Origin of the sequence: Brucella pseudogrignonensis (assembly GCF_031454375.1) — a bacterium.
Lineage (GTDB): Bacteria > Pseudomonadota > Alphaproteobacteria > Rhizobiales > Rhizobiaceae > Brucella > Brucella pseudogrignonensis_A.
The window spans coordinates 1-22,467 of the sequence record NZ_JAVDQT010000012.1 but is presented as its reverse complement, the minus strand read 5'-3'; the positions used below and the strand labels follow the sequence as shown (position 1 = coordinate 22,467).

Genomic DNA, 22,467 nt, shown 5'->3' with positions numbered 1-22,467 from the left:
TACGCCTGAAATAAATATGCACGTGCTTATGATTAAGTTGGGCTCAATCAATTGAGCCCAACTCATGCGTTTTAATCGACAGCGCTCTCTTCAGCTGCAACTTGCTCGGTTGTCACTGCTGTTGCCTGACCGCCCCATTCAGCTCTGATCCAAGTGATCAGGGCTGCAATTTCAGGATCTTCAATCACATGGGCAAACGGCGGCATTGCATACATGCGCTGACCATTGGTGAATGTCTGGGTCGGAATACCGTTGAGAACAACCTTGATCAGTGTCTGCGGATTATCCATTGCCAGAGTGGCATTGCCCTTCATAGCAGGAGCGACATTTGGAATGCCTGCACCATTGACACCATGACAGCCTGAACAGGCGGAAATATAGGCCAGCCTTCCGGTTTCCATCGGGCTGCCCGGTTCAGGATTATGCGCTTCCGGTAATGGTGCAGGCGGTGGTGCTGCGGCTGCAATATTACCTTCATCATCGGTCAGCAGATAGGTGGCGACGGCCTTTATATCGTCCGCGTCCATCACACTGGTTGAGAAATGCGTCACCGTATTCATACCAGCAAAGGATGTGCCCTGTGGCGCAATGCCGGTGGAAAGATACTGGCTCAATGTCGCAACATCAAAACCATGCTTCGACAAGGCTGCGGCTGTAATGTTGGGAACAGCCATGCCATCCACTTCGCCACCTTGCAGCGGACGCAGGAAATCAACGCCCATCATAAGATTGCGGGGCGTATGGCAGGCGCCACAATGCGCGAGACCTTCAACAAGATACGCACCACGGGTCCATTCAGCCGAGCGCAACTCATTCTGCGGAACCTCCCTGTTTGGGAAGTTTAACAAATTCCAGAAATTCAGGAATGGGCGCACAGGCAATACGAACACGCCCGTATTCGCTTTATTGGCAACCGGGATTGCCGGAATGCTCATCATGTAGGCATAAAGCGCATCCAGATCATCGGGCGTGGTGATATGTGTGTAAACATAAGGCATGGCCGGATAGAGATTACCCTTGCCAGCCGCAATACCGTCCTTCAACGCACGATGGAAATCGGCGCGCGTATAATTGCCGATGCCATGCTCTTTATCGGGCGTGATATTGGTCGAATAAATCGTACCAACAGGGAGTTGTATCGGCACGCCGCCCGCAGCCATCGGACCTTGCGGCAGTGAATGACAACCAAAGCAGTCACCAGCCAATGCCAGCTCACGTCCACGGGGTATGAGGCTTTGCATCTGCTCGGGCGTCATGGCCTGCTCGGCCTGTGGTGCTACACTGGAAGTGCGAAAAAGACCAAACAGGATGGGTAACGCAACCAGTGCGCCCAACACGATGATGGCTAAGATCGAATTGCGCAATCTATGGCTTTTCATCGTTTTTCCCCTATCCGATCACGCAACCGGGTGTGGCAAGCGCCACATCGCGGATCGCTTCGTAATAACGCACATAACCTGTGCAACGGCAGATATGGACATCGAGTGCCTCTTCAATCGCGCCTTCAAGATCAGCACGTTTGACAGGCTGACGTTTGAGCTGGTCTATAAAAACTGTTGCCCCCGCCACAAAACCGGGCGTGCAATAGCCGCACTGGAAAGAGAAATTATCGATGAAAGCCTGTTGGATCGGCGTCAGCTTCGTAACCTTGCCATCCGCATCGGTTTCAGCCTGACCTTCGATTGTAATGATCGATTTTCCGTTGAAAAAATGGGCATCATAGATGCAGGTTCGGCTTTCAGTTCGCGTACCATCCTTCTGCACTTCCATAATGGTGCAGGCATGACAGATACCCTGACCGCAGCCGAAATGCGTGCCAGTCAGATCAAGATATTCATGCAGAAAATCAATCATGGGCATGCCGACCGGAACCTGCACCGGACCGATTGCCTTGCCATTGATGGTGAGAGAAAGTGGGCGTTTTTCGATGCTCATGACAAGGCCCTTTTTACTTTTTCCGGGGTAATCGGAAATTCATAGAAACGTTTTCCGGTCGCATGCGTAATGGCGTTACTGGTTGCCGGCAGGATCGGGATCATGCCCAGTTCCGCCATGCCTTTGGGTGGTGATGTTTCTGAAAGTGGCGGCAGATAATCAGTGGTCTGGTTCCAGACGGCGACATCTTTGGCGCGCGGCAGCGTATAGCGGTTGAAGTTCCAAGTGCCGTTGCCGGGACCGTCTTCATAAAGCGGCATTTCTTCCATCAGTGCATGGCCAATGCCCATCGCAGTACCGCCCTGTATCTGGCCGGAAACAAGCTCAGGAACAATCATCGTGCCGGGAGCCATCATCATGTGATGACGCATGACCTGAACATGACCTGTGAAAGTATTGACGTTCACTTCGACCAGACATGCAGCCGGTGTCACAGTTGTTGGATCAGCCCCGCCGCGCTTCGTCGGCGGGTAATAGGCTATCTTGCGTTTGATGAAATCATAGCCTGCTGTGGTCATGCGGCTTTTCAGTTCATCAGACGCGCCGTCGCCATATTTAACCGCAATCGCATCAAGCGGCAGGTTTCTCTCGCCAACGGTTGGAATGTCGAACTCTGCCCGCGACCATTGCCAGCTGCTGTAAGCATGAACAGCAACGCCGGTAATCAACCCCATTTCATGGGCTTTTTTGGCAAGGCGCTCAAACGGAATTGGCGTCATGCCGCCACCGCCAATGCCATCAGGGCCAACCCGAATGTCGGACAATTCAACGTTCAGGCTTGCGATGGCACCGCCGCCAACACCTTCGCTCCAAATAGCTTTGGCAGCTGGCCAAAGGCTGTTTTCAAGCAGGAAACGCCCAGCCTGACGTGTGCCAAAACCGATATAATAAACCCCACTCGATGAGCTCATATCCGGTATCAGCGCGGGCGTCCAATAAGGGTCGCTCTTCGCAAGCTCATCTTGCTTTTTCTGATCGGCGTAGCTTGTATGAAGAGGCAGCTGCTCGAAGTCGGTGACACCGAAATCCACTACGTCCGGCGCTTTACCCAGTGCCTGCCAAACCATGACCTGTTGCGCCGTGGTGCCGCCGGTGCCGATTTCCTGGACGCAATGGCGCATGGTTAACTTGCCGTTCGCGTCAAACTCCAGAACCAAAGCCGTTGGCACGCCGCTGGAACCATAAACCTGCTGAACCTGCGAGAAACCAACACCGTAGAGTTTGCCCGGATTGGCCGCCTCAAATTCAGCTTTGGCTTTTTCGCGGTTCTGCCAGATCGGATGTTTTTCGGCGAGATTGAGCATTTCCACATTGCGTGGATCACCAGCAATAATGCCGCCTTGCGTATTGGGGTAACCTTCAAGAATAGCATTGCGGCGGCGCAATTCGATCGGGTCGATTTTCAGCTCGCTGGCAAGCTCATCAACCATCAGTTCGGTGATGGCCATGGACTGCAATGAGCCGAAACCACGCATTGAACCCGCTTCCACAGCAGGCGTTGCCATGGCGAGAGCCGTCAGATCAGACTTTGGGAAGTAATAGATTGACTGTGCGCCACGTGCTGCCACATGCGACACTGCAACAGACAGGTTTTCACGCCCGCCACCGTTGCAATTATAAAAGCCTTTGAGAATTTCGAACTTGCCAGTTTTGCGGTCAGCAGTGATAGAAACATCCATCTCAACGGAGTGGCGCTTCATACCCATTTGAAATTGTTCATAGCGATCATTGGCCATGCGGATTGCATGACCTTCGCCATAAAAACACGCTGCCATCGCATAGAACGGAAAGACCGAATAATCTTTCGACCCATAACCAACTGTCGAGCCGGTTAGCAGAACGATCTTTTCAACTGGAAAGAGCTTGTTGTTTTTAGCCAGCATTGCCACCGCATTGACGATACCGGTCGGTGACTGCGTTGCGGTCATCACATGCATTGTTTTTGTCGCTGCATCATACCAGGCATTGCAATTGTCTGGCTCCATCGCGCATGGATCGATGGACTGCGAAAAGCCGTGGCGTTCCAGCACTATTTTTTCGGGATTTTTGCGCGCGGCTTCTACTTCATCGGTTATGCCTTTGGCATAGTCCATCGCGATGCCTTGCGTATCAGGCTTTTCTTCTGCCCGATGCAAAGCTTCGATGAAACCGCCGCCGCGATCTTTTCGGATGATTGGCGGAATGGCGATCGCTTTATCCTGTGCATAGGGCGGCCAGACAGGCGTGTTGCCGTCAAATCCACCTTTAATGCCAGCATCCTGATAGGGTGAAAATACGGATGCATCGTAAGGCGTTTCACCACCAATCCGCACGTAGCGCGCAGCGCCATAATTTGCCGGTGGCTTAGGACCAGTTTCTTCGCCATAAACAACGACATCATCTTCAAAACGCAGCTGACGTTTTGCGGCATCAAACCGATCAAAATCTTTGTAAATCAGGATAGCGACAGGATGGCCCAAAATAGGCGGCGTTTCACCCTTCGGCACAAGAATATTGTAGCCGTAGAAACCCTTGCCCATATTGGTATCTTGCGGAATATTCAGACCATCGCGGACGAGATCTTCCTGAAGCAGCACTTTGTCGGGCTGCAAATCTGCGCCCAGTATAGAAAGGTCAATGCCTTCAAATGTCCGGTCGGCCTTCGTCGCCTTGATCATGAAAGCGTGGCTTTGTTGCTTCGGCCAACCCGGGATATCGCGCGCGCGATAATCACGCGCAAAATTCTTTTGTCCGGTTACTTTACGAACGCCATCCCAACGCGAGCGGGCTTTGCCATCCTTACCGATCCAGTCGGTTGATGTCGGACCTGAATGCACTTCCAAAGCGTCTGCGGTGGGAACACGTCCAAGCATCACCGTAATGCCGGCGAAAGTGCCGAGCTTGATAAAATTCCGACGTGAAATGCCTGACGCCATTGAACGGCCTCCATACGATACATGGCCCTCTAGCTTGGGATCTAGTGGAGCAAATTCATAAAAATCTAAGTTTGGGAGAAGGATTGAAGGATGAGGCTTCCTCCAGATAACCTCCTCAGACCATACGAGAAAACTTCTCGTATGGTGTTTTCAAAGCCCGAAGAAACGCTCAGTATTCAAGTTCTCTGCGCGTTGTGTGAGACTTGGCGTCTTCAGGGTTTTCTTTTGCGGCGCGTGCGGAATCTTCCTGCTCTTCAAACAGAACACCACCGAGCGCTGCAACAAGGATCATAAAGCCGGTGCCAAGCAACCATGAGAGATACCAAGGGCCGTAATCACCAAGGATGATGCCAATAAGGATCGCAATGACTGCGATGATCATTGCCACCACAAACCGCCAGAATACAGTCATCTTGCTCTCCTTAAAATGCGTGGTGCGACGTCTCGACATGGTCGGGGTCGACCTTGCCGCGCATCACCCAGAAAGCCCAGCTCGTGTAAACGACGATCAGAGGCATGAAGACAACCGTAAAGCCCAGCATCCACATCAGCGTCAGCTCGCTGGAACCAGAGTTCCAAACTGTGAGGCTATGCGATGGATTGGTGCTTGATGGCATCATGAACGGGAACATTGCAGCACCAACGGTGCCAATGACGCCAATCCATGCGATGGCTCCGAGCCACCAGCCAAGCAATGCCTTGCGTGCAAGCAGCGCCACAAGCCCCAAGGCAACGCCGATATAGGTCAGCGCTGGAATGACCCACAGCACGGAATATTCATGGAAGTTGGATAGAAGTGCGCCCGGTGTGCGTTCAACCACCTGATGAAGAGGTGTTTGCGGCACGCCCGGATTCGGACCCTGTACGATCTGATAACCGTCCATGCCTGATACCCAGAAGCCACCAATCGTGAACAGAACCAGTGCCAGTATACCGCCAAATAGCGAAGCTTTACGCGCACGATCTGCAAGATTACCAACGCCGCCGCTCATCAGCATCGCGCCGCCCATATAAATCGACAGAGAAACAGAAAGCAGACCACACAGGATTGCAAACGGGTTGAACAGTTCAATGAAGCTACCGGTATAATAGGATGTCATCCGCCAGTCGAAGTTGAACGGCACACCCTGAATGACATTGCCGAAAGCCGCACCAAACACCAGCATCGGCACAAAACCGGAAACGAACAGCGTCCAGTCCCATGCGTTTCTCCAACGCAGCGAAGGCATCTTACTGCGATATTCAAAGCCCAGTGGACGGACGATCATGCTGAACAGCAAGACCAGCATAACGATGTAAAAGCCGGAGAATGCAGTTGCGTAGACCAAGGGCCATGCCGCGAAAATTGCACCGCCGCCCAGAATGAACCAGACCTGATTTCCATCCCAGTGCGGACCAATGATGTTGAGCGCGACACGCCGCTCTGTATCGGTGCGCCCCACATAGCGAAGCAATGTGCCAACGCCCATATCCATGCCGACCATGATGGCGAGGCCCATCAGCAGAACACCAAGCAACAACCACCATACAAGCTGAAGTACGAGATAAATATCCATGAAATATCTCCCGATTAATAAGCCGCAGCCGGAGCTGGTGCAGTTGCAGGGGCGGTTGTTTCAGATGCATCCGGTCCCTTGCGGATGAAATGCAGCATGAGAAACAGCTCAACGATGGCGAAGATTGTGTAGAGCAGAATGAAGCCCGACAGAGACACGATCATATAGGCAACCGTATGCGTTGAGGCCGAAAGCCATGTCGGCAAGACTTCATAGACCGTCCACGGCTGTCGTCCGACTTCGGCCACCAACCAGCCCATTTCACAGGCAATAAACGGCACGGGGATCATCCATACGGACGCTCGCAAGAACCAACGATTGTTGTGAACCGTATTGGTCAGCGTAAGAATGAAGGACAGTACAAAGTAGCCCAGCATCAACAGACCCAGCCCCACCATGACGCGGAACGACCAGAAGATGATCCATACTTCAGGAATGGTATCTTTGGCGGCCTTATCGATATCGGCATCCGTTATGCGCGTGATGTCGCCATCAGGTGCATAACGCTGGACGAGAAAGCCATAGCCAAGATCATCCTTGTGCAGATCAAACTTAGCCAGTGCTGCGGGATCAGTCGGATTTGAACTAAGAACCTGCATCGCTTCAATCGCCGGAATACCGTTTCGGATACGCGTTTTCGCGCGCTCCTCTAACACGTCAGCGGCAGGCACTGTCCCCTCAAGTGAGTGCGTCACAAGAATAGACAGCATGGCCGGGATTTTAACGGCGAAGAGATTTTTTTGCTCGCTTTGCGATGGAAAGGCGATCGCATTGAAAGACATCGGCGCTTCTTCGGTCTCCCAAAGCGCTTCCATCGCCACAAGCTTGGTTGGTTGCGCATGTGCACCAACGAAGCCGAGCGCATCACCGAGGGTCAGAACGCCACCGGTTCCGAGTACGCCAAAGAGTGCAGCAATACGGAACGAACGCTTGGCAACGTCCATATGGCGATTGCGCAACATGTAAAAAGCGCTGACGCCGCAGACGAAAATTGCCGCCGTTACATAGCCGGCAAGCACCGTATGCACGAACTTCGCCTGTGCATCCGGATTGAAGAACATATCGAAGAAGCTGCTCAGCTCCATACGCATGGTGACTGGATTAAAGTCTGCACCTTTAGGGCTCTGCATGAAGCTGTTGGCAACAAGGATCCACAGCGCTGAAAGGTTCGATCCAAGCGCCACCAGATAAGTGACAACCAGATGCTGCATTTTGGTGAGACGATCCCAGCCAAACACCATCAGACCGAGGAATGTCGATTCCATGAAGAAGGCCATCAGACCTTCAATCGCCAACGCTGTGCCAAAAGCATCACCGACAAAGCTGGAATAAAACGACCAGTTCATACCGAACTGGAATTCCATTGTGAGGCCAGTTGCGACACCAAGTGCGAAGTTAATCAGCAGCAGCTTTCCCCAAAACTGGGTCATGCGGCGATATACTTCGCGGCCAGTCGTTACATAAACCGTTTCCATAATGGCGACCAGAATGGTCAGCCCCAAAGTTAACGGTACAAAAAGAAAATGATAAAGTGCCGTCGCCGCGAATTGAATACGCGAAAGATCAACTACAAGATCGTTAACCATAGTTAGCCCCCATAATGTGTCCCCAGACGGCTAAAATCACAAGCCTGATCGCCTGCTCTTGTAAATCCTGAAAGATAATCAGAATTTACTACTAGCAAACATAAGCTAGTACTTAATATGAATTATGAATAATATTATTATTTCTATAATGTTACCAATTGACGCAGCATAGACGATATTTAAAGTTGACTTAATTGGTATACAATTGGATTTTCAGAACTCTTATTTATTATATAAAATTGCAATGAAGCCATATATTTAGACGAAAAAGTCATTATTTCCATGCAGGAAAATTCAGGAACTTCAATACATTTTTCGCAATAAAAATATAATATTTCCGCTGAAAAATAATTAGCAATTATACTATTATATAAGCTTCGATATTTGCAGTTCATGCGAAAATTTCAGGATCATCAGAATTTGCATTTGATATCATAATTCAAAAAAATCATTTGAAACCGTATAGCAAGAGATAAATATCTCATCATCGGTTTTACTCATCTAGGCTTGCAATAAGGGCATCTATATTCGCTATTCATTCTAAATATTTTACTCAAAACTCCTGATCCTGAAATCTGTTATTGTCTCTCATAACAAAATCACCGCATTGACTGACGAAAAGATGGTAGTAAGCACAGCTTTTTTAGACACCAGCCCCCAACTAACTTTCAACAAAACCATTATACCTTAGTAGGGTAACGTGTGTGAAAAACGCCGATTTCTGGTGAATTATTTCGCGCCTGGCATTCTTGAAGATATAATACCGTGAATTTCACTTCCAAATAACTTGATTAAGTAAGTCATCTTTAATATCAGGAGCGCGAAATTGTGTCCCTGAGGATTATTATGATCACTAACAAATTCGCGCTCCTTCTATCAGCCTGTGCAATTGCATTTACAGCCCCTGCATTTGCGGAAGTGAAGACCATCACCGACGTCATCGGCCGTGAAGTGAAGGTCGATCTTCCTGCAAAGCGTGTTGTCGTTGGCTTCTACTTTGAAGACTACATGGCAGTCGGCGGCGAAAAGGCTTACGATTCAGTCGTCGGTATTTCGCGTGAAGCTTGGGAAGGCTGGGTTCCTGCTAACTGGAACATGCATGTAACCCATCGCCCTTCATTGAAGGACATCCCTGATGTTGGTGAAGTTGAAGCACAGACCTTCTCTGTCGAAAAGGTATTGAGCCTCAATCCTGACCTCGTCATTCTCGCTGACTGGCAGTACAAGGCACTGGGCCTTGATGCAGATCGCCTCGAAGAAGAAGGCATTCCGGTCGTCGTCGTCGATTACAACGCGCAGACCGTTGATCGCCACGTTGCATCTACGCTGGTTCTCGGCGAACTCGCAGGTACCGAAGACCGCGCCAAAGAAATCGCTGATATGTATTCCGGCGCTCTGAAGGATGTTTCGGATCGCGTTGCCAAGGCTGGCAAAGACAAACCAAAGGTCTATGTCGAATTCGGCAACAAGGGACCGGCTGAATATTCTTTCACCTACGGCAAAAACATGTGGGGCGCGATGATCCCTGCGGCTGGCGGCGACAATATCGCAGCGCCGTTTGTTGAGTGGTGGGGCCCAATCAATCCGGAACAGGTTCTCGCTTCCAAGCCAGACGTTATTCTGATTTCGGGTCGCGAAAACAACAAAGATGAAACCGCTCTGCCAATGGGTCAGGCTGTGAATGCTGATGAAGCGCGCGCAAAGCTCAAGGCATTTGAAACCCGTCAGGGTTGGAGCGAATTGCCAGCTATTCAGGACGGCAATCTCTATGGCGTTTATCAGGGTGCATCGCGCACACTGTCGGATTTCGCGATGGTTCAGTACATCGCAAAGGAACTTTATCCTGAGCAGTTTGCCGATATGGACCCAATCGCCAACTACCATGGCTATTACAAGAAGTATCTGCCGGTTGATCCGCAGGGAACATTCGCAATCAGCGTAAAGTAATATCTGCGATTCCGTGCTTAAGGGTGCCACCATCACAATGGTGGCACCCTGTTTTGCAATTTGAACAGGCCACCATGACAACTCTCTCAAGGCATAAAGCGGCGATTGCCACCCACCGCGCGCGCGAACGAAAACGCTTTCGCACGGTCATTATTTTTCTCGCAATCATGGCTGCGAGCCTTGTCTTTGACGTTGCGACCGGCCCATCAATGTTGTCACCAATGGAAGTGATCCGCTCCTTAACCGGGATCGGTGAACGCGCAGCCATGACAGATTCAATCGTCAGAAACCTCCGCCTCCCTATGGCATTGATGGCGCTTGCTGTTGGTGCTGCCCTTGGCGCGGGTGGTGCGCAGATGCAGACACTGCTCAACAATCCCATGGCAAGCCCTTATACGTTGGGAATGGCGGCGGCCGCTGGCTTTGGCGCGGCTTTTGTTCTTGCGATTGGCGGTCTCGGCCTACCGGTGATGATCGCTGTTCCTGTGGGTGCTTTTGCCTTCTCAATGTTGGCAGCACTGTTCCTGTTCACGCTGGCATCCATGCGACACATGAATGCGCAAACCATCATTCTCGGCGGCATCGCGCTGCTCTTCCTGTTTCAGTCTTTGCTTTCGCTGATCCAGTTCCTGTCTTCACCAGAACTGTCACAACAGATCCTGTTCTGGCTATTCGGTAGTTTGACAAAAGCCACATGGCCAACCCTGATGCTGACAGCAGCAGTCACGGCGGTTTGCTGTGGTTTGTTGATGGCGGATTCATGGAAGCTAGCTGCACTGCGCATGGGTGAAATGCGGGCTGCAAGCCTTGGCATCAACGTGCGTCGCTTGCGAATGAAAATTCTCATCATCGTTGCGATTATGACCGCCACCGCGACAAGCTTTGTTGGTGTTATTGGATTTATCGGTCTTGTCGCGCCGCACATAGCGCGCATGACAGTTGGCGAAGACCAGCGCTATTTCCTGCCAATGTCTGTTATCTCGGGCGCACTAATGTTGTCCGCAGCCTCTGTTCTCTCGAAATCAATTATACCCGGTGCTCTGTTTCCAGTCGGGATCGTTACAGCAATTGTCGGCGTGCCCTTCCTGCTTTGGCTCATCTTTGCGCCAAGATCGCGAGGCGCATGATGGAACTGAAAAACATATCCATAAAACGTGGCTCGCAAACGATCATATCGAGTATTGATACACGGCTTGAGGCGGGAAAAATTCACGTTATCATCGGTCCAAACGGCACAGGAAAGACCACATTGCTTCGTGCGATGTTTGGCGACTTACCTTTGGAAACGGGACAGATCGCATTTAATGATCGAACGCTCGGCACGGGTGTGCATAGAAGCGCCCGACTGCGCCAGTGGCGTGATGCCATCGCCTATATGCCGCAAGATAGTACGACTGATGCAGCTCTGACTGTGCTGGAAGTCGTTGTTCTCGGACGGCTCGACAAACTATCGTTGCACATCGATGATGAAACTCTCCATCAAGCAATGAGCCGACTGGAAGAAGCGGGCATTGCCCATCTTGCCGACCGAAATGTGACGTCGCTGAGTGGCGGCCAACGGCAAATGACGATGTTTGCGCAAGTTCTGATGCGTGAGCCGAAAGCCATGCTTCTTGATGAGCCTGTCAGCGCCCTTGATCTCAAACATCAGGTTGGCCTCCTAGATTTGGTCAAACGCGAGACACAAGCGAACAACTGGGTCACTGTCATTGTTCTGCATGATCTCAACCTTGCATGCCAATATGCAGACAATCTGCTCGTACTCTCTCAGGGCCGTCTTCAGGTTTCGGGTGCACCAGCCGATATCGTAACGTCAGATCTCATTCTTCAGACCTACGGCGTTGATGCCGAAATCCTGCGTGACCGCGCGGGAAATCCTGTCATTCAACCCATTGCCAAAAAATTCGAACCAGCATTACAACATCAGGAAGGACTAGTCCTATGAAGTCGATCATCGCGGCTTTTGCATTGAGCCTCATTGCCACTGCGTCTATGGCAGCAGATCACAAGATCAAAATGCTCAATTATGGACAAGAAGGCGGCATGGTTTTTGAGCCGGGCTATGTGAAAGCAGAAGTTGGCGACACAATTACATTTATTCCGGAAAACTCCAGCCACTATGTTCAGTCCTTCGCAGTTCCTGAAGGTGTGAAAGCTTGGAAAAGCAAGCTCGACGAAGAGTTCACAGTAACGGTCGATCAGGAAGGCGTTTATCTTTATTACTGCCCACCACATCTTATGATGGCCATGATCGGCGTCATTCAGGTTGGCAAACCTGTCAACCTGGACGCAGTCAAAGAAAAGTCCGCCAAACTTCGCTCAAAGCTCGTCATGAAGGGTGAGCGTCTGGATAACTATCTTGGACAGGTCTCCGAATAAGTAGACCCAACCAGTCTCTAGAAGATAGCCCAAGGTTTTTGCCTTGGGCTTTTTTTTGGGGGGCGTTGCTAGCGTAGTAATGGGAGTTCTACAAAAGGAAAAACTCCTGACGATATCACACTGCCAGAAAACCACCATCGACTGCCAAGGTAGTTCCCGTTACCATAGCGCTATCATCACTCAAAAGAAGCGCAATTGCCTGCGCAACCTCTTCGGATTGCGCGAAACGATTGATCGGATGCCGTACCATCATCGGTGCACTTTTTGCAGGGTCGCTCCATGCTTCAAGAGCCAGTTCAGTGAGTGTAATTGTGGGCGCAACCGCATTGACGCGGATACCATGTGGCCCAAGTTCTTTAGCGAACACCCGCGTTGCACCTTCAAGACCTGCCTTGGATGCGGCATAACACAAATGGTCCTGAAAACCGCGATGCCCGGCAATAGATGTGATATTGACGATGGCACCTCCGCCACCTGCTGCAACACGCATGCGTGCAAACTCCTGGCAGGTAATCAGCGCTGCACGCAGATTAATGCCCATAACGGCCTCATACCCAGCATCCGTCATATCAAAAACGCTTTCAAGCACGTTGATACCTGCACTGTTAATGAGATAATCGCACGTTCCCGCCTCACGGATCGCGTCCCGTGCAGCCTGCGCATCGGCCAGATCGACCTGAATCGAGCGCCCGCCGATTTCGGCAGCCAAGCTCGTAAGATCGGACTGCGTGCGGCTGAGTGCAATCACTTCCGCGCCGCGGCTTGCCATCAATTGCGCGCATGCGCGACCAATGCCTTTACCTGCACCTGTGACGATAACGGACTTTCCCAAAAACTGCATAAAAGTGACCTCTTTGGCGTCTTGTTACACCGTATATTGTATGTTGAATTATGCAGGTAAAACCTGCGCCATGCTCTGGCGTATCTCTCGTGCGCTGCCCTGCAATGTCACAAAGGCCTTATAACGCGCATCGTGCACTGGTCTGATATCCGTTTGCGGCAGGCATTGCGTACCAACACGTGACATGGCCGACATAGCTGTTTGTGTATCTGCAAAAAGCCCTGCTGCCATTGCTCCCAAGATTGCAGAGCCTAGCAAGACTGGCTCCTCGCAATCGATCACTTCGATGGGCAGTCCTGAAGCATCGGCCAAAAGCTGGCGAATAAGCGGATGTGCGCCTGCGCCACCACTGACGCTAATTGCTTCGACGGGGGCACCATTTTTGCTTTGCGTATCGATGATCTGTCGCAAGCCGTAACCAAGGCCACAGAGACCTGCAACATATAGTGCAACAAGGGAGTCTACCCCTGTCTCCATGCCCTGCCCCACAATAACAGCACGAGCATGTGGGTCGGCAAAGGGTGCACGATTACCAAGAAATTCCGGCACGACATGTAACGCATCAGCGAGCCGCACAGCCTCACTTGGTGAATTTGCTAGTGTCAACGCCCTGTCACCAAGCCATTGCGGCAGAGATTTGCCTTCAGCCTTTGCAACTCTGCCTGCTTCGTGCGCTGCCGGATGACACTGGATAAGATGATCAATTGCAGCCCCCGCCGCTGATTGACCACCTTCATTAAGCCACTTGCCTGGCAGCATTGCCGAATAATAAGGCCCCCAGACGCCGGGAACAAATGCCGGTTCAATGGTCGTCGTCATTGTGCATGAAGATGTGCCGAACACATAAGCCAGGCATTTCACCGGATCGGCAACGCCATCACGGGCACCAACGGTTCCTACACCACCCGCATGCGCATCAATCAGCCCTGCTGCAACTGCAATGCCTGCAACAAGTCCCATTTCGGATGCAGCTTGTTTGCTCAACCCTTGACCAAGTGGAGTACCGGGTGCAACGATCACCTGCCCGATGCGACTAAAATCATCGTCTGCAAGATCTCCGAGGCCAATAGCACGGAAATAATCCGCATCCCAACGCCCTTCATGTGCCAGATAAGTCCATTTACAGGTAACAGTGCACGATGAGCGCTCAAGTGCGCCGCTTGCCTTAAATGTCAGAAAATCGGTGAGGTCGAAAAAATGACGAGCCTTTGTATAGGTATCGGGATTATTTTCACGCAACCACAGCAATTTTGGTGTCTGCATTTCTGGCGAAATACGACCACCGACATATTTGAGCACATCATAGCCGCCCGCATTAATCCGCTCAGCCTGTGAGAGTGCGCGATGGTCCATCCACACGATAACATCACGATCGCTATCGCTGCTCACTGGCAATGTTTTATCGCCGTCGCCAATGACAACGAGCGAGCAGGTTGCATCAAAGCCGATGCCTGCCACCTCGCCCGCGTCAATACCAGCGGTTGTAACACTTTCACGAACGCATTCACAAACGGCACGCCATATCTGCTGGCTTGATTGCTCGACGAAACCACGATCATCCCGGTAAAGATCAATTGGGCGTTTGGCTGTCGCCAAAAGCTTGCCGGAGCGATCAAAAATACCGGCGCGGGCGGAACCCGTACCAACATCCACACCAATCAGATATTTTGAGGCCATTAGGGCTGCTCTCCGTAAAACGCGATTACACCCGATCAAAGTTCGTCGGCAGCACCAGCATATCGCGGATGGTAACTGTACGCTTACGCGTCAGCATATATTCGACTGCGTCAGCAACCTCACTCGGGTCAATCAGACTGCCTGATTCTTTAGCCTTGCGCAGGTTTTCTTCAGGCCAATCAGCAAGCAATGCAGAAACCACTGGGCCGGGAGAAACCTGTGCCACACGAACGCCATGCGGGATCATCTGGCGACGCATAGTCTGTACAAAGCATGTCACCGCCCATTTGGACGACGCATAGACTGGTTCCCAATAAGTCGGATAATGGCCCGCGATCGAACAGGTCACGATAATATCACCCGTCTTGCGCTCGATCATATGCGGCGCGACAGCATGAACATTTTTAATAACAGCATTGATGTTCAGGTTGAGCATCTGATCGATAGCTTCGGCGGTTGTTTCAGTCAGATCACCACCGATATAGGTGCCAGCGTTGCAATAAAGAATATCGATATGATCGACCTTTTGCAGGATTTCCGGCACCATAGCTGCGCAGCTTTCGGCATTGAGCAGATCGGTCACCTGGGCGATAGCCTTTTCGCCTAACTCGGCCACCAATGCATTCAACGCTGCTTCATTACGATCCACCAGCACAACTGTGGCCCCTGCGGCAAGCAGCGTTTTTGTTGTGGCCAGACCAATACCTGAAGCAGCCCCCGTGATGACTGCGATCTTGCCTTGAAGCGATTCCGCCATTTTATTCTCCTGTATATGCACCAGATTGTTTCCGGCAATTTTCGTAAATGGTTAGCGCCACTCGCGCCCGATATAGATTGCGAGCAGGATGATGCCGCCTTTGATCACATCTTGCAGATATGGATTGATGCCCATCAGATTGAGGCCATTATTCAAGATACCCAGCAGGATCGCACCAATCAGTGTCCCAATGACCAGACCGCGACCGCCCGCAATTGCGGTACCACCCAAAACAACTGCAGCAATGGCATCGAGCTCAAAGCCCACGCCGGCATTGGGCTGACCGCTCATCAGTCGCCCGGTCAGAATGACTGCGGCGAGAGCGGATGTAAGGCCGGAAATCGCATAGACGGCAAGCTTAACGCGCATCGTTTTCACGCCCGAAAGCCGGGCTGCGGTTTCATTGCCGCCGAGCGCATAAACATGGCGACCAAACGCTGTCCGCTCGAGCAAGACCCATGCAATCGCATAGATGATAAACATAATGATAACCGGCACAGGGATCATACCGATCCGCCCTACACCAAACCATGACACCCAACTCGGTAGGCCACTGATCGGATAACCGCCGGAATAAATAAGACCGATACCGCGCGCCATGCCCATAGTAGCAAGCGTCACGATAATAGCGGGCATCCGCCCCCACGCGACGAGCACACCGTTAATTGTGCCAATTGCAAGTCCAATGAGCAGACCAAGGGCAAGGGCAGCACTTGCAGGAAGCCCGGTATGAACCATGAGGCCGGAAGCAAGCGTTCCAACCAGTGCCATAACCGCGCCAACAGACAAATCGATGCCGCCTGTGAGGATGACGAACGTCATACCGACAGCCAGTACTGCAACGATAGAAACCTGCCGCAACACATTGAGAATGTTGGAAACAGTGAAGAAATTGTCGCTGGCAAGCCCCATCAAAATCGAAACGACGATCAAGCCCGCCAAAGGCAGTATCAGCGGCGAATGCAGCCAATTGCGCAATGAAAAGCCGCTCTTCTTTTCTGCTGTGGCAATATTTGCATCATTGGACATAGTGCGGCTTCCCCGTTGTGGCTTGGGTCATGACTTCCTCGGACGTGATTTTCTCGCCCTCAAGCGTTGCAACGATACCGCCGGAACGGAACACGCAAACCCTGTCGGACATGCCTATAATTTCCGGCAGCTCGGAAGAGATCATGATGATAGAATATCCGGCATTGGTGAAAGCGCGCATGAGGGCATAGATTTCTGCCTTCGCACCAACATCAATACCACGTGTGGGTTCGTCAAAAATCAGCACGCGCATGTCATGATTGATCCAGCGTGCGATGACGACTTTTTGCTGATTACCACCTGACAGCGTATCGATACGCGCATAGGGCCCCTGAGCCTTCACGCGCACTTGCTGCATGGCAACCTGTGTAGCTTCGAGCTCTTTTTTGAGATCAACGAACCAGTGCAGGCGACGATATTTGCCATAATTGTTGAGAGAAATATTTTGCAGGATAGAGAAACTGGTGATCAGCCCCTGCTCTTTGCGGCTTTCAGGTAAAAGCCCAATGCCGTTTTCAAGCGCCTGATCCGCACCCGAAAGTCGCGTCACGACGCCGTTGAGTTTCATCTTACATTGAACAGACGTATGTTCGCCAAGCATGGCCAGAACACTTTCCGTCCTGCCTGAACCAACAAGCCCCGCAAAACCCAAAATCTCGCCCTTGCGCAGGCTAAAGCGTGAAACAGGTCCACCCTTGCGCAATTGCAATTCTTCCACGTCAATGATTGTCGGCGCTGACACATCGATATCGGCCTTGGGCGGAAAACCAGCTTCCAGCCGGCGACCAACCATCATCTCAACCAGACGGTCGTTATCCACATCCGCGACGTCACAGGAATTAATATAATTGCCATCGCGCAGGACCGTAATCCGATCGCAGATCGCAAAAATCTCTTCGAGATGGTGCGAGATAAAAATGATCGCCACACCCTGTCGGCGCAACTCGCGCATCACCTTAAAAAGATGTTCAACTTCGGATGGGGTCAGCGTTGCCGTAGGCTCGTCGAGTATAAGAATACGCGCATCTAGCGCCAGTGTTTTAGCGATTTCGACAAATTGCTGTTCTGCCACCGAAAGCCGGTTAATAGGCAGATCCATCTGCACATCAACGCCAAGCTTTGCCATAATTTCACGCGCACGGCTGCGCATGGCGGCTCGGTCCAGAAGACCAAGACGGTTGCGCATTTCACGCGCCAGAAACATATTTTCGACTGCATTGAGATACGGGATCAGGCTGAATTCCTGAAACACGATACCGATGCCAGCTTGAATGGCAGCGTCGTAATCGGCGAAGTGGCGCTCTGTTCCGTCAACCCAGATTTCGCCTTCGGAAGGGCGCAGGATACCGGAGAGTATCTTCATCAGCGTAGATTTGCCCGCACCGTTCTCCCCGAGAAGAGCGTGAACTTCACCAGCACGCACTGTCAGATCCACACCGTGGAGAACCTCGATCCGGCCAAAGCTTTTTTTGATGCCTTTCAGCTCAAGCACGATTTGTTCCTAACCAATAAAGGGCTCCCGCTCCAAATGCGTCTTTTCGGACGCACCCGGAGCGGGAGCTGGGAGGATGATTACCAGCTGAAGCCTTCAGCGTTCTTGGCATCGATCACCATAACGTCGATCGGAACTTCCTTAGGAACAACGCGTGCACCCCATTTCTGGGCCAGTGCCATTGCAAGACCGACACGCACCTGATCACGCGGGAACTGTGCGGTGGTTTCGATGAAAGGTGTGCCGTCCTTGATCGCCTGAATTGCTTCTGGTGCACCATCGACGGAGGTCAGCTTAATATCACGGCCCGAACCCTGAATTGCTGCCAGCGCGCCCATAGCACCGCCGTCATTGACCGAGAAAATGCCTGTGAGATTAGGGTGCGACTGGATCATATTTTCAACGACACCAAGTGCCACAGAGCGATCCTGACGACCATTCTGTGTATCGACTAGCTTGATTCCCTCAAACTCTGCGAGTGCTGCCTTGCAGCCCTCAACGCGCTGTAGGATAGGAACGACTGGAATGCCGTCGAGAATGGCAACCTCGCCCTTGCCTTCAAGGCTTTCACCAAGATACGTGCATGACTGATAGCCCGCGTCCCGGTTTTTCGATCCGACGAATGTATCAACCGGACCATTGGCGTTGGCATCAACCGCAACAACAATAACGCCCTTTTCCTTAGCGGCATTAACAGCGGCTTCAACGCCAGCACTATCAGTTGGATTGAGAAGCAGAATATCGATGTTCTGCTGGAGCATATCTTCAACGTCGGAAATCTGCTTAGCCACATTATGGCCAGCGTCGCTGACAACAACTTCAGCGCCGATGCTCTCAGCTGCGCCGCGGAGCGCTTCCTGCATCGATACAAAATAGGGATTGTTCAGTTCCTGAAATGTCATACCAATTTTAAGCTTTTCCTGCGCAATCGCAGGCGATGCCAGAAGAGCAAGAACAGTGCTCACTGTTAAAATGGCTTTTTTCATTGAGATTTACCTCCCGTTACAGATTGACAGGCGATGCCTGCATGCTTTGGGCAGAAACCCGCCCGCCCAAATTGCGAATAACCGCATTCTCCGGCTCTGATTGGCCTTGCATCACCGGAATTTTATTTGCGGCAAAAGTGGTACGAAACTGCGAGGGGGACATGCCCTTAAGATTGAGAAAATGCCGGTTGAAATTGGACAAATTGGAAAAGCCGATCTCGTAGCAAATATCGGTAATCCGCACTGACGGCATCGTCAGCAGCATCTGGCAAGCCAAATCTACACGCAACTGATTGCGGTAACGAACCAAAGTCGTCCCTGTATGACGCTTAAAAGCGCGCGAAAAAGCACTCTGACTCTGCCCAAGCATTTCAGCGAGTTCGCTCTCTTCAATCTGATCGGTCAGATGCTCACGCAAATAAGCGAGCGCGCGATTGATGCCACAGGGATTAAAGCGTCTCACGTCCAGCTCATAGCTCAAGCTTGCCAGCACTTCCGGTTCAGGCGCATTGACCAATAAGTCGAGAATTTCCCAGAACAACGCGATACGCGTCATTCCCTGCGCCACAATTAAACGCTCCATGAGGGGGCGAATTTTGATGCTTGTCGCATCATCAAACAACAACCCGCGACGGCTGCGTTCCAACAATGGGCCAAGGCTACCCATTTCCGGCATGGTTGCGAGCGCGTTTTCAATGAAAGCTTCGGGGAATTGGATGACCATAGAACGGGTGGGAACAATTTCACCGCGCTCAATCTCGCTGATCCAGTTTTGTGGCAGATTGGGCCCGGTCATGATCAATTGTCCCGGCGCAAAACGCCCGACATGATCACCCATGTAGAAGGTGCCAGAAGTCGCAACGACGAGATGAATCTCATATTCCGGATGATAATGCCAGCGCACGGTACGGAATGGATAACCATGCATCCATGCCGCAAAGGACTCACCCTTACGGATATGCACAAGCTCCAAATCTGGTTGCATGACATCCTCCCTGACGCACACCATGATACAGTTTGAAGGCCTGGGCTCCTCTGCCCCAGACCATGTCTCATGATCGATGCATTCTGGGTGGTGTAGGCGCCCGCGGCTACATCACAACTTAGAATATTATGATACTTTTTTTACCTATAATTTGCGTAATCTATGAAAAATGAAGCACTTAAGAGTGCCAATTTGATACTTAGACACCTTAATCCATATGCTTGATGTGTATAGAAACCCCACATTACCAGTATTTTCAGTGCTGTAACGTCAATAGGCATGCATCTTTCAGGCGACCATAAATGATGTGATCGCCCTCATATTTTTTGACATCGGAAATTACCATTTTATGGTTAGATACTATTATAACTCCCATTTTAGTTGTGCGAAAACACAGAATATCTACATGCAAAGTGGCAACTTAAACCGTGCAGCCGTGCCAAGGTGCGTTCCAATTGTCTCCTCGAGGGCCTCGTCCAGTCGGGAGTATTCTGCTCCGACTAAACGAGGTGCCAAAGGCTAACTTGCAACGCTGCATAAACAACATCAAGAGTCGTAAAACTTAATTGTTAAGCCTTGTCTTGATGCTAGGCGTTCCAAAGTGTTCTTGATCGCCTATTGAGGAAAGGTGATCTGAAGCTTCACATCAGTTTCACGGGCTTCAACCGCACGATCAAATCCAAGAATGCTATCTTCAAAAGGCAATGTAGCCGATATCAGCGGCTTGAGATCCACTTTGCCTGAAGCAATCAATGCAATAGCGCGATCGTAAACATTGGCATAACGGAAGACGGTCTCGACGCGCAACTCACGGGCCTGAAGTCCGACAATATCGACCGGAACGGGGTCAACTGGCATACCAACAAGTACAATTGCACCGCCCGGTCGTGCCAAGTTCGCAATATTGAGAATAGCAGATGCGGCACCCGAGCATTCAAACACCAGATCGCAACCCCAGCCGTCGGTGTGTTCTGCAATGACTTCCGCAAGGTTATGTTCACGAATATTGGCGGCTACTATGCCATCATAGGCTACGATAATATCGAGCTTCGGTTGAGCCAAATCGGCGACGATCACCTTTGCGCAGCCGCCAGCAAGTGCTGCCAATGCCACCATCATGCCAATAGGGCCTGCGCCCGTGACAACAGCCACGTCACCCGGCTGGATGCGTGCACGTAAAGCGGCCTGCATGCCAATGGCGAAGGGCTCAACCATAGCACCTTCGCCAAATGAAACCTGATCCGGAAGTTTATAAGTGAAAGCAGCTGGATGAATAACTTCAGGCACAAGGCAGCCATGAACCGGTGGGGTAGCCCAAAACTGAACTGCCGGATCCACATTGTAAATACCGAGTTTCGATGCACGCGACGTCGGATCGGGAATACCTGGTTCCATACAAACACGATCACCGACCGCTAGATGTGTGACATCTTCGCCCACTTCTATGACTGTTCCTGATGCTTCATGACCGAGAACCATCGGTTCGTTGACAATGAAATGCCCGATGCGCCCATGCGTATAATAGTGCACATCGGAGCCACATATGCCGACCGTGTGAATCTTGATGCGCACATCCTTACGCCCAAGCGTATTCGGCAAATCAAAATCTCTAAGCGAGAGCTTTCCCTTTTCTTCGAGAACGAGTGCTTTCACTGCTTCCTCCTAAGCGCATTATGAAACATGCGGGCTATCAAAAGGGAATTTTACAGAAAGTAAAGCAGACGTATCACCGAAGTGGAATCTTTAAGTTTGGTGCGCAAAAATCTATCAGCAGGATAGAGAATGCGTATAGGTCTTGAGATTTCTCGTGCCTATCCGGATGGATACAAAATCGAATCGCAAAGTGGCAACGGCTACACTGAAGCGTAATCGGCTCGTAAAAAACGAGAGCAGGATTAAGTTAGATAGACAAAAAATGTAAGCCAACCAGTGGCCATAATGCATAACCAATACTGGTTACAAACTGCGTTGAACCTGCTCTTGCTAGCACAACTAAACTACTGATTATTAGTTTTAAAGCGATATGGCTGGGGCGCCTGGATTCGAACCAGGGGTGCCGGTACCAAAAACCAGTGCCTTACCGCTTGGCTACGCCCCAACTTGCAGCATCAAATAAACTCTATCGCCGCAAAACTCAAGGCTATATATTCAATCAATCGACATTTCCCCAAATGAAAATTTGGAAGTCTCAACACCATCATTTTAGACTTGAATAGCCTTTTCTGAACGGCAATTTGTACTGACAAACGAGCCCAGCCAATCCACCGAAGGGCTGCGGTTTTTCCACCGCTGCCCTATCGCTTTTGACAAGTGCCATCAACTGCCGCCGCCACTCATTGAAGCTAATGCGGCAAGGTATGTAGCATGCCATGCTCGATAGTA

The 22,467-nt window shown here is 51.1% G+C and carries 19 protein-coding genes and 1 tRNA gene; 4 read left to right on the top strand and 16 right to left on the bottom strand.

Features of this window, described 5'->3' with window-relative positions; all coding sequences use genetic code 11:
- Positions 1–71: 71 nt before the first annotated feature.
- The 6 genes from J2782_RS21115 to J2782_RS21090 all read right to left on the bottom strand — a co-directional run bounded on the left by J2782_RS21115 (position 72) and on the right by J2782_RS21090 (position 7,992).
- A complete protein-coding gene (locus J2782_RS21115; RefSeq protein ID WP_310016018.1) occupies positions 72–1,379 on the bottom strand; it encodes a c-type cytochrome in 1,308 nt (435 codons plus the stop codon).
- Positions 1,380–1,389: 10 nt separating this feature from the next.
- A complete protein-coding gene (locus J2782_RS21110; RefSeq protein WP_310016017.1) occupies positions 1,390–1,935 on the bottom strand; it encodes a (2Fe-2S)-binding protein in 546 nt (181 codons plus the stop codon).
- On the bottom strand, positions 1,932–4,850 hold the full coding sequence (locus J2782_RS21105; RefSeq protein WP_310016016.1) for a xanthine dehydrogenase family protein molybdopterin-binding subunit: 2,919 nt from the start codon (positions 4,848–4,850) through the stop codon (positions 1,932–1,934). The genes J2782_RS21110 and J2782_RS21105 overlap by 4 nt, the downstream gene beginning before the upstream one ends.
- 169 nt (positions 4,851–5,019) lie before the next feature.
- Complete coding sequence (locus tag J2782_RS21100; protein ID WP_310016015.1) at positions 5,020–5,262, bottom strand: hypothetical protein; 243 nt, start codon at positions 5,260–5,262, stop codon at positions 5,020–5,022.
- A gap of 10 nt (positions 5,263–5,272) precedes the next feature.
- Positions 5,273–6,406, bottom strand: coding sequence for a cytochrome d ubiquinol oxidase subunit II (gene cydB / locus J2782_RS21095; RefSeq protein ID WP_310016014.1), 1,134 nt, complete (start codon positions 6,404–6,406; stop codon positions 5,273–5,275).
- Between the two features lie 14 nt (positions 6,407–6,420).
- Complete coding sequence (locus J2782_RS21090) at positions 6,421–7,992, bottom strand: cytochrome ubiquinol oxidase subunit I (protein WP_250043942.1); 1,572 nt, start codon at positions 7,990–7,992, stop codon at positions 6,421–6,423.
- Positions 7,993–8,838: 846 nt separating this feature from the next.
- Between J2782_RS21090 and J2782_RS21085 the strand changes: the two genes are divergently transcribed.
- The 4 genes from J2782_RS21085 to J2782_RS21070 all read left to right on the top strand — a co-directional run bounded on the left by J2782_RS21085 (position 8,839) and on the right by J2782_RS21070 (position 12,318).
- Positions 8,839–9,939, top strand: a complete 1,101-nt coding sequence (locus J2782_RS21085; RefSeq protein ID WP_310016013.1) for an ABC transporter substrate-binding protein — start codon at positions 8,839–8,841, stop codon at positions 9,937–9,939.
- A 74-nt stretch (positions 9,940–10,013) separates the two neighbouring features.
- On the top strand, positions 10,014–11,066 hold the full coding sequence (locus tag J2782_RS21080; RefSeq protein WP_310016012.1) for a FecCD family ABC transporter permease: 1,053 nt from the start codon (positions 10,014–10,016) through the stop codon (positions 11,064–11,066).
- Complete coding sequence (locus tag J2782_RS21075) at positions 11,063–11,884, top strand: ABC transporter ATP-binding protein (RefSeq protein WP_310016011.1); 822 nt, start codon at positions 11,063–11,065, stop codon at positions 11,882–11,884. Before J2782_RS21080 ends, J2782_RS21075 begins: the two co-directional genes overlap by 4 nt.
- On the top strand, positions 11,881–12,318 hold the full coding sequence (locus tag J2782_RS21070) for a pseudoazurin (RefSeq protein WP_310016010.1): 438 nt from the start codon (positions 11,881–11,883) through the stop codon (positions 12,316–12,318). Before J2782_RS21075 ends, J2782_RS21070 begins: the two co-directional genes overlap by 4 nt.
- A 115-nt stretch (positions 12,319–12,433) precedes the next feature.
- On the opposite strand, the gene J2782_RS21065 is transcribed toward J2782_RS21070, so the two are convergent.
- The 10 genes from J2782_RS21065 to J2782_RS21020 form a co-directional block, all read right to left on the bottom strand.
- Positions 12,434–13,159 carry an SDR family oxidoreductase gene (locus J2782_RS21065; RefSeq protein WP_310016009.1) on the bottom strand — a complete coding sequence of 242 codons (726 nt, stop codon included), beginning with the start codon at positions 13,157–13,159 and terminating at the stop codon, positions 12,434–12,436.
- A 48-nt stretch (positions 13,160–13,207) separates the two neighbouring features.
- On the bottom strand, positions 13,208–14,836 hold the full coding sequence (locus tag J2782_RS21060) for an FGGY-family carbohydrate kinase (protein ID WP_310016008.1): 1,629 nt from the start codon (positions 14,834–14,836) through the stop codon (positions 13,208–13,210).
- A gap of 25 nt (positions 14,837–14,861) precedes the next feature.
- Entirely contained in the window at positions 14,862–15,593 is a 732-nt protein-coding gene (locus J2782_RS21055; RefSeq protein ID WP_310016007.1) for an SDR family oxidoreductase, read from the bottom strand.
- A 51-nt stretch (positions 15,594–15,644) separates the two neighbouring features.
- Positions 15,645–16,622 carry an ABC transporter permease gene (locus tag J2782_RS21050; RefSeq protein ID WP_310016006.1) on the bottom strand — a complete coding sequence of 326 codons (978 nt, stop codon included), beginning with the start codon at positions 16,620–16,622 and terminating at the stop codon, positions 15,645–15,647.
- Positions 16,612–18,114: a sugar ABC transporter ATP-binding protein gene (locus J2782_RS21045; protein ID WP_310016005.1), complete on the bottom strand. Its 1,503-nt coding sequence runs from the start codon at positions 18,112–18,114 to the stop codon at positions 16,612–16,614. Before J2782_RS21045 ends, J2782_RS21050 begins: the two co-directional genes overlap by 11 nt.
- An 80-nt stretch (positions 18,115–18,194) precedes the next feature.
- A complete protein-coding gene (locus J2782_RS21040; RefSeq protein ID WP_310016004.1) occupies positions 18,195–19,100 on the bottom strand; it encodes an ABC transporter substrate-binding protein in 906 nt (301 codons plus the stop codon).
- A 16-nt stretch (positions 19,101–19,116) separates the two neighbouring features.
- On the bottom strand, positions 19,117–20,085 hold the full coding sequence (locus J2782_RS21035; RefSeq protein ID WP_310016003.1) for an AraC family transcriptional regulator: 969 nt from the start codon (positions 20,083–20,085) through the stop codon (positions 19,117–19,119).
- A 615-nt stretch (positions 20,086–20,700) separates the two neighbouring features.
- Positions 20,701–21,738 carry an NAD(P)-dependent alcohol dehydrogenase gene (locus J2782_RS21030; RefSeq protein WP_310016002.1) on the bottom strand — a complete coding sequence of 346 codons (1,038 nt, stop codon included), beginning with the start codon at positions 21,736–21,738 and terminating at the stop codon, positions 20,701–20,703.
- A gap of 371 nt (positions 21,739–22,109) precedes the next feature.
- A tRNA-Gln gene (locus J2782_RS21025) sits at positions 22,110–22,183 on the bottom strand.
- Between the two features lie 99 nt (positions 22,184–22,282).
- Positions 22,283–22,467, bottom strand: a 185-nt coding sequence (locus tag J2782_RS21020; protein WP_310016001.1) for a hypothetical protein, incomplete at its 5' end; no start/stop codon positions are given.

Excerpts from the sequence above, each read along its gene's own strand:
- J2782_RS21115 (WP_310016018.1), bottom strand. The coding sequence starts at position 1,379 with ATGAAAAGCCATAGATTGCGCAATTCGATCTTAGCCATCATCGTGTTG.
- J2782_RS21110 (WP_310016017.1), bottom strand. The coding sequence starts at position 1,935 with ATGAGCATCGAAAAACGCCCACTTTCTCTCACCATCAATGGCAAGGCA.
- J2782_RS21105 (WP_310016016.1), bottom strand. The coding sequence starts at position 4,850 with ATGGCGTCAGGCATTTCACGTCGGAATTTTATCAAGCTCGGCACTTTC.
- J2782_RS21100 (WP_310016015.1), bottom strand. The coding sequence starts at position 5,262 with ATGACTGTATTCTGGCGGTTTGTGGTGGCAATGATCATCGCAGTCATT.
- cydB (WP_310016014.1), bottom strand. The coding sequence starts at position 6,406 with ATGGATATTTATCTCGTACTTCAGCTTGTATGGTGGTTGTTGCTTGGT.
- J2782_RS21090 (WP_250043942.1), bottom strand. The coding sequence starts at position 7,992 with ATGGTTAACGATCTTGTAGTTGATCTTTCGCGTATTCAATTCGCGGCG.
- J2782_RS21085 (WP_310016013.1), top strand. The coding sequence starts at position 8,839 with ATGATCACTAACAAATTCGCGCTCCTTCTATCAGCCTGTGCAATTGCA.
- J2782_RS21080 (WP_310016012.1), top strand. The coding sequence starts at position 10,014 with ATGACAACTCTCTCAAGGCATAAAGCGGCGATTGCCACCCACCGCGCG.
- J2782_RS21075 (WP_310016011.1), top strand. The coding sequence starts at position 11,063 with ATGATGGAACTGAAAAACATATCCATAAAACGTGGCTCGCAAACGATC.
- J2782_RS21070 (WP_310016010.1), top strand. The coding sequence starts at position 11,881 with ATGAAGTCGATCATCGCGGCTTTTGCATTGAGCCTCATTGCCACTGCG.
- J2782_RS21065 (WP_310016009.1), bottom strand. The coding sequence starts at position 13,159 with ATGCAGTTTTTGGGAAAGTCCGTTATCGTCACAGGTGCAGGTAAAGGC.
- J2782_RS21060 (WP_310016008.1), bottom strand. The coding sequence starts at position 14,836 with ATGGCCTCAAAATATCTGATTGGTGTGGATGTTGGTACGGGTTCCGCC.
- J2782_RS21055 (WP_310016007.1), bottom strand. The coding sequence starts at position 15,593 with ATGGCGGAATCGCTTCAAGGCAAGATCGCAGTCATCACGGGGGCTGCT.
- J2782_RS21050 (WP_310016006.1), bottom strand. The coding sequence starts at position 16,622 with ATGTCCAATGATGCAAATATTGCCACAGCAGAAAAGAAGAGCGGCTTT.
- J2782_RS21040 (WP_310016004.1), bottom strand. The coding sequence starts at position 19,100 with ATGAAAAAAGCCATTTTAACAGTGAGCACTGTTCTTGCTCTTCTGGCA.
- J2782_RS21035 (WP_310016003.1), bottom strand. The coding sequence starts at position 20,085 with ATGCAACCAGATTTGGAGCTTGTGCATATCCGTAAGGGTGAGTCCTTT.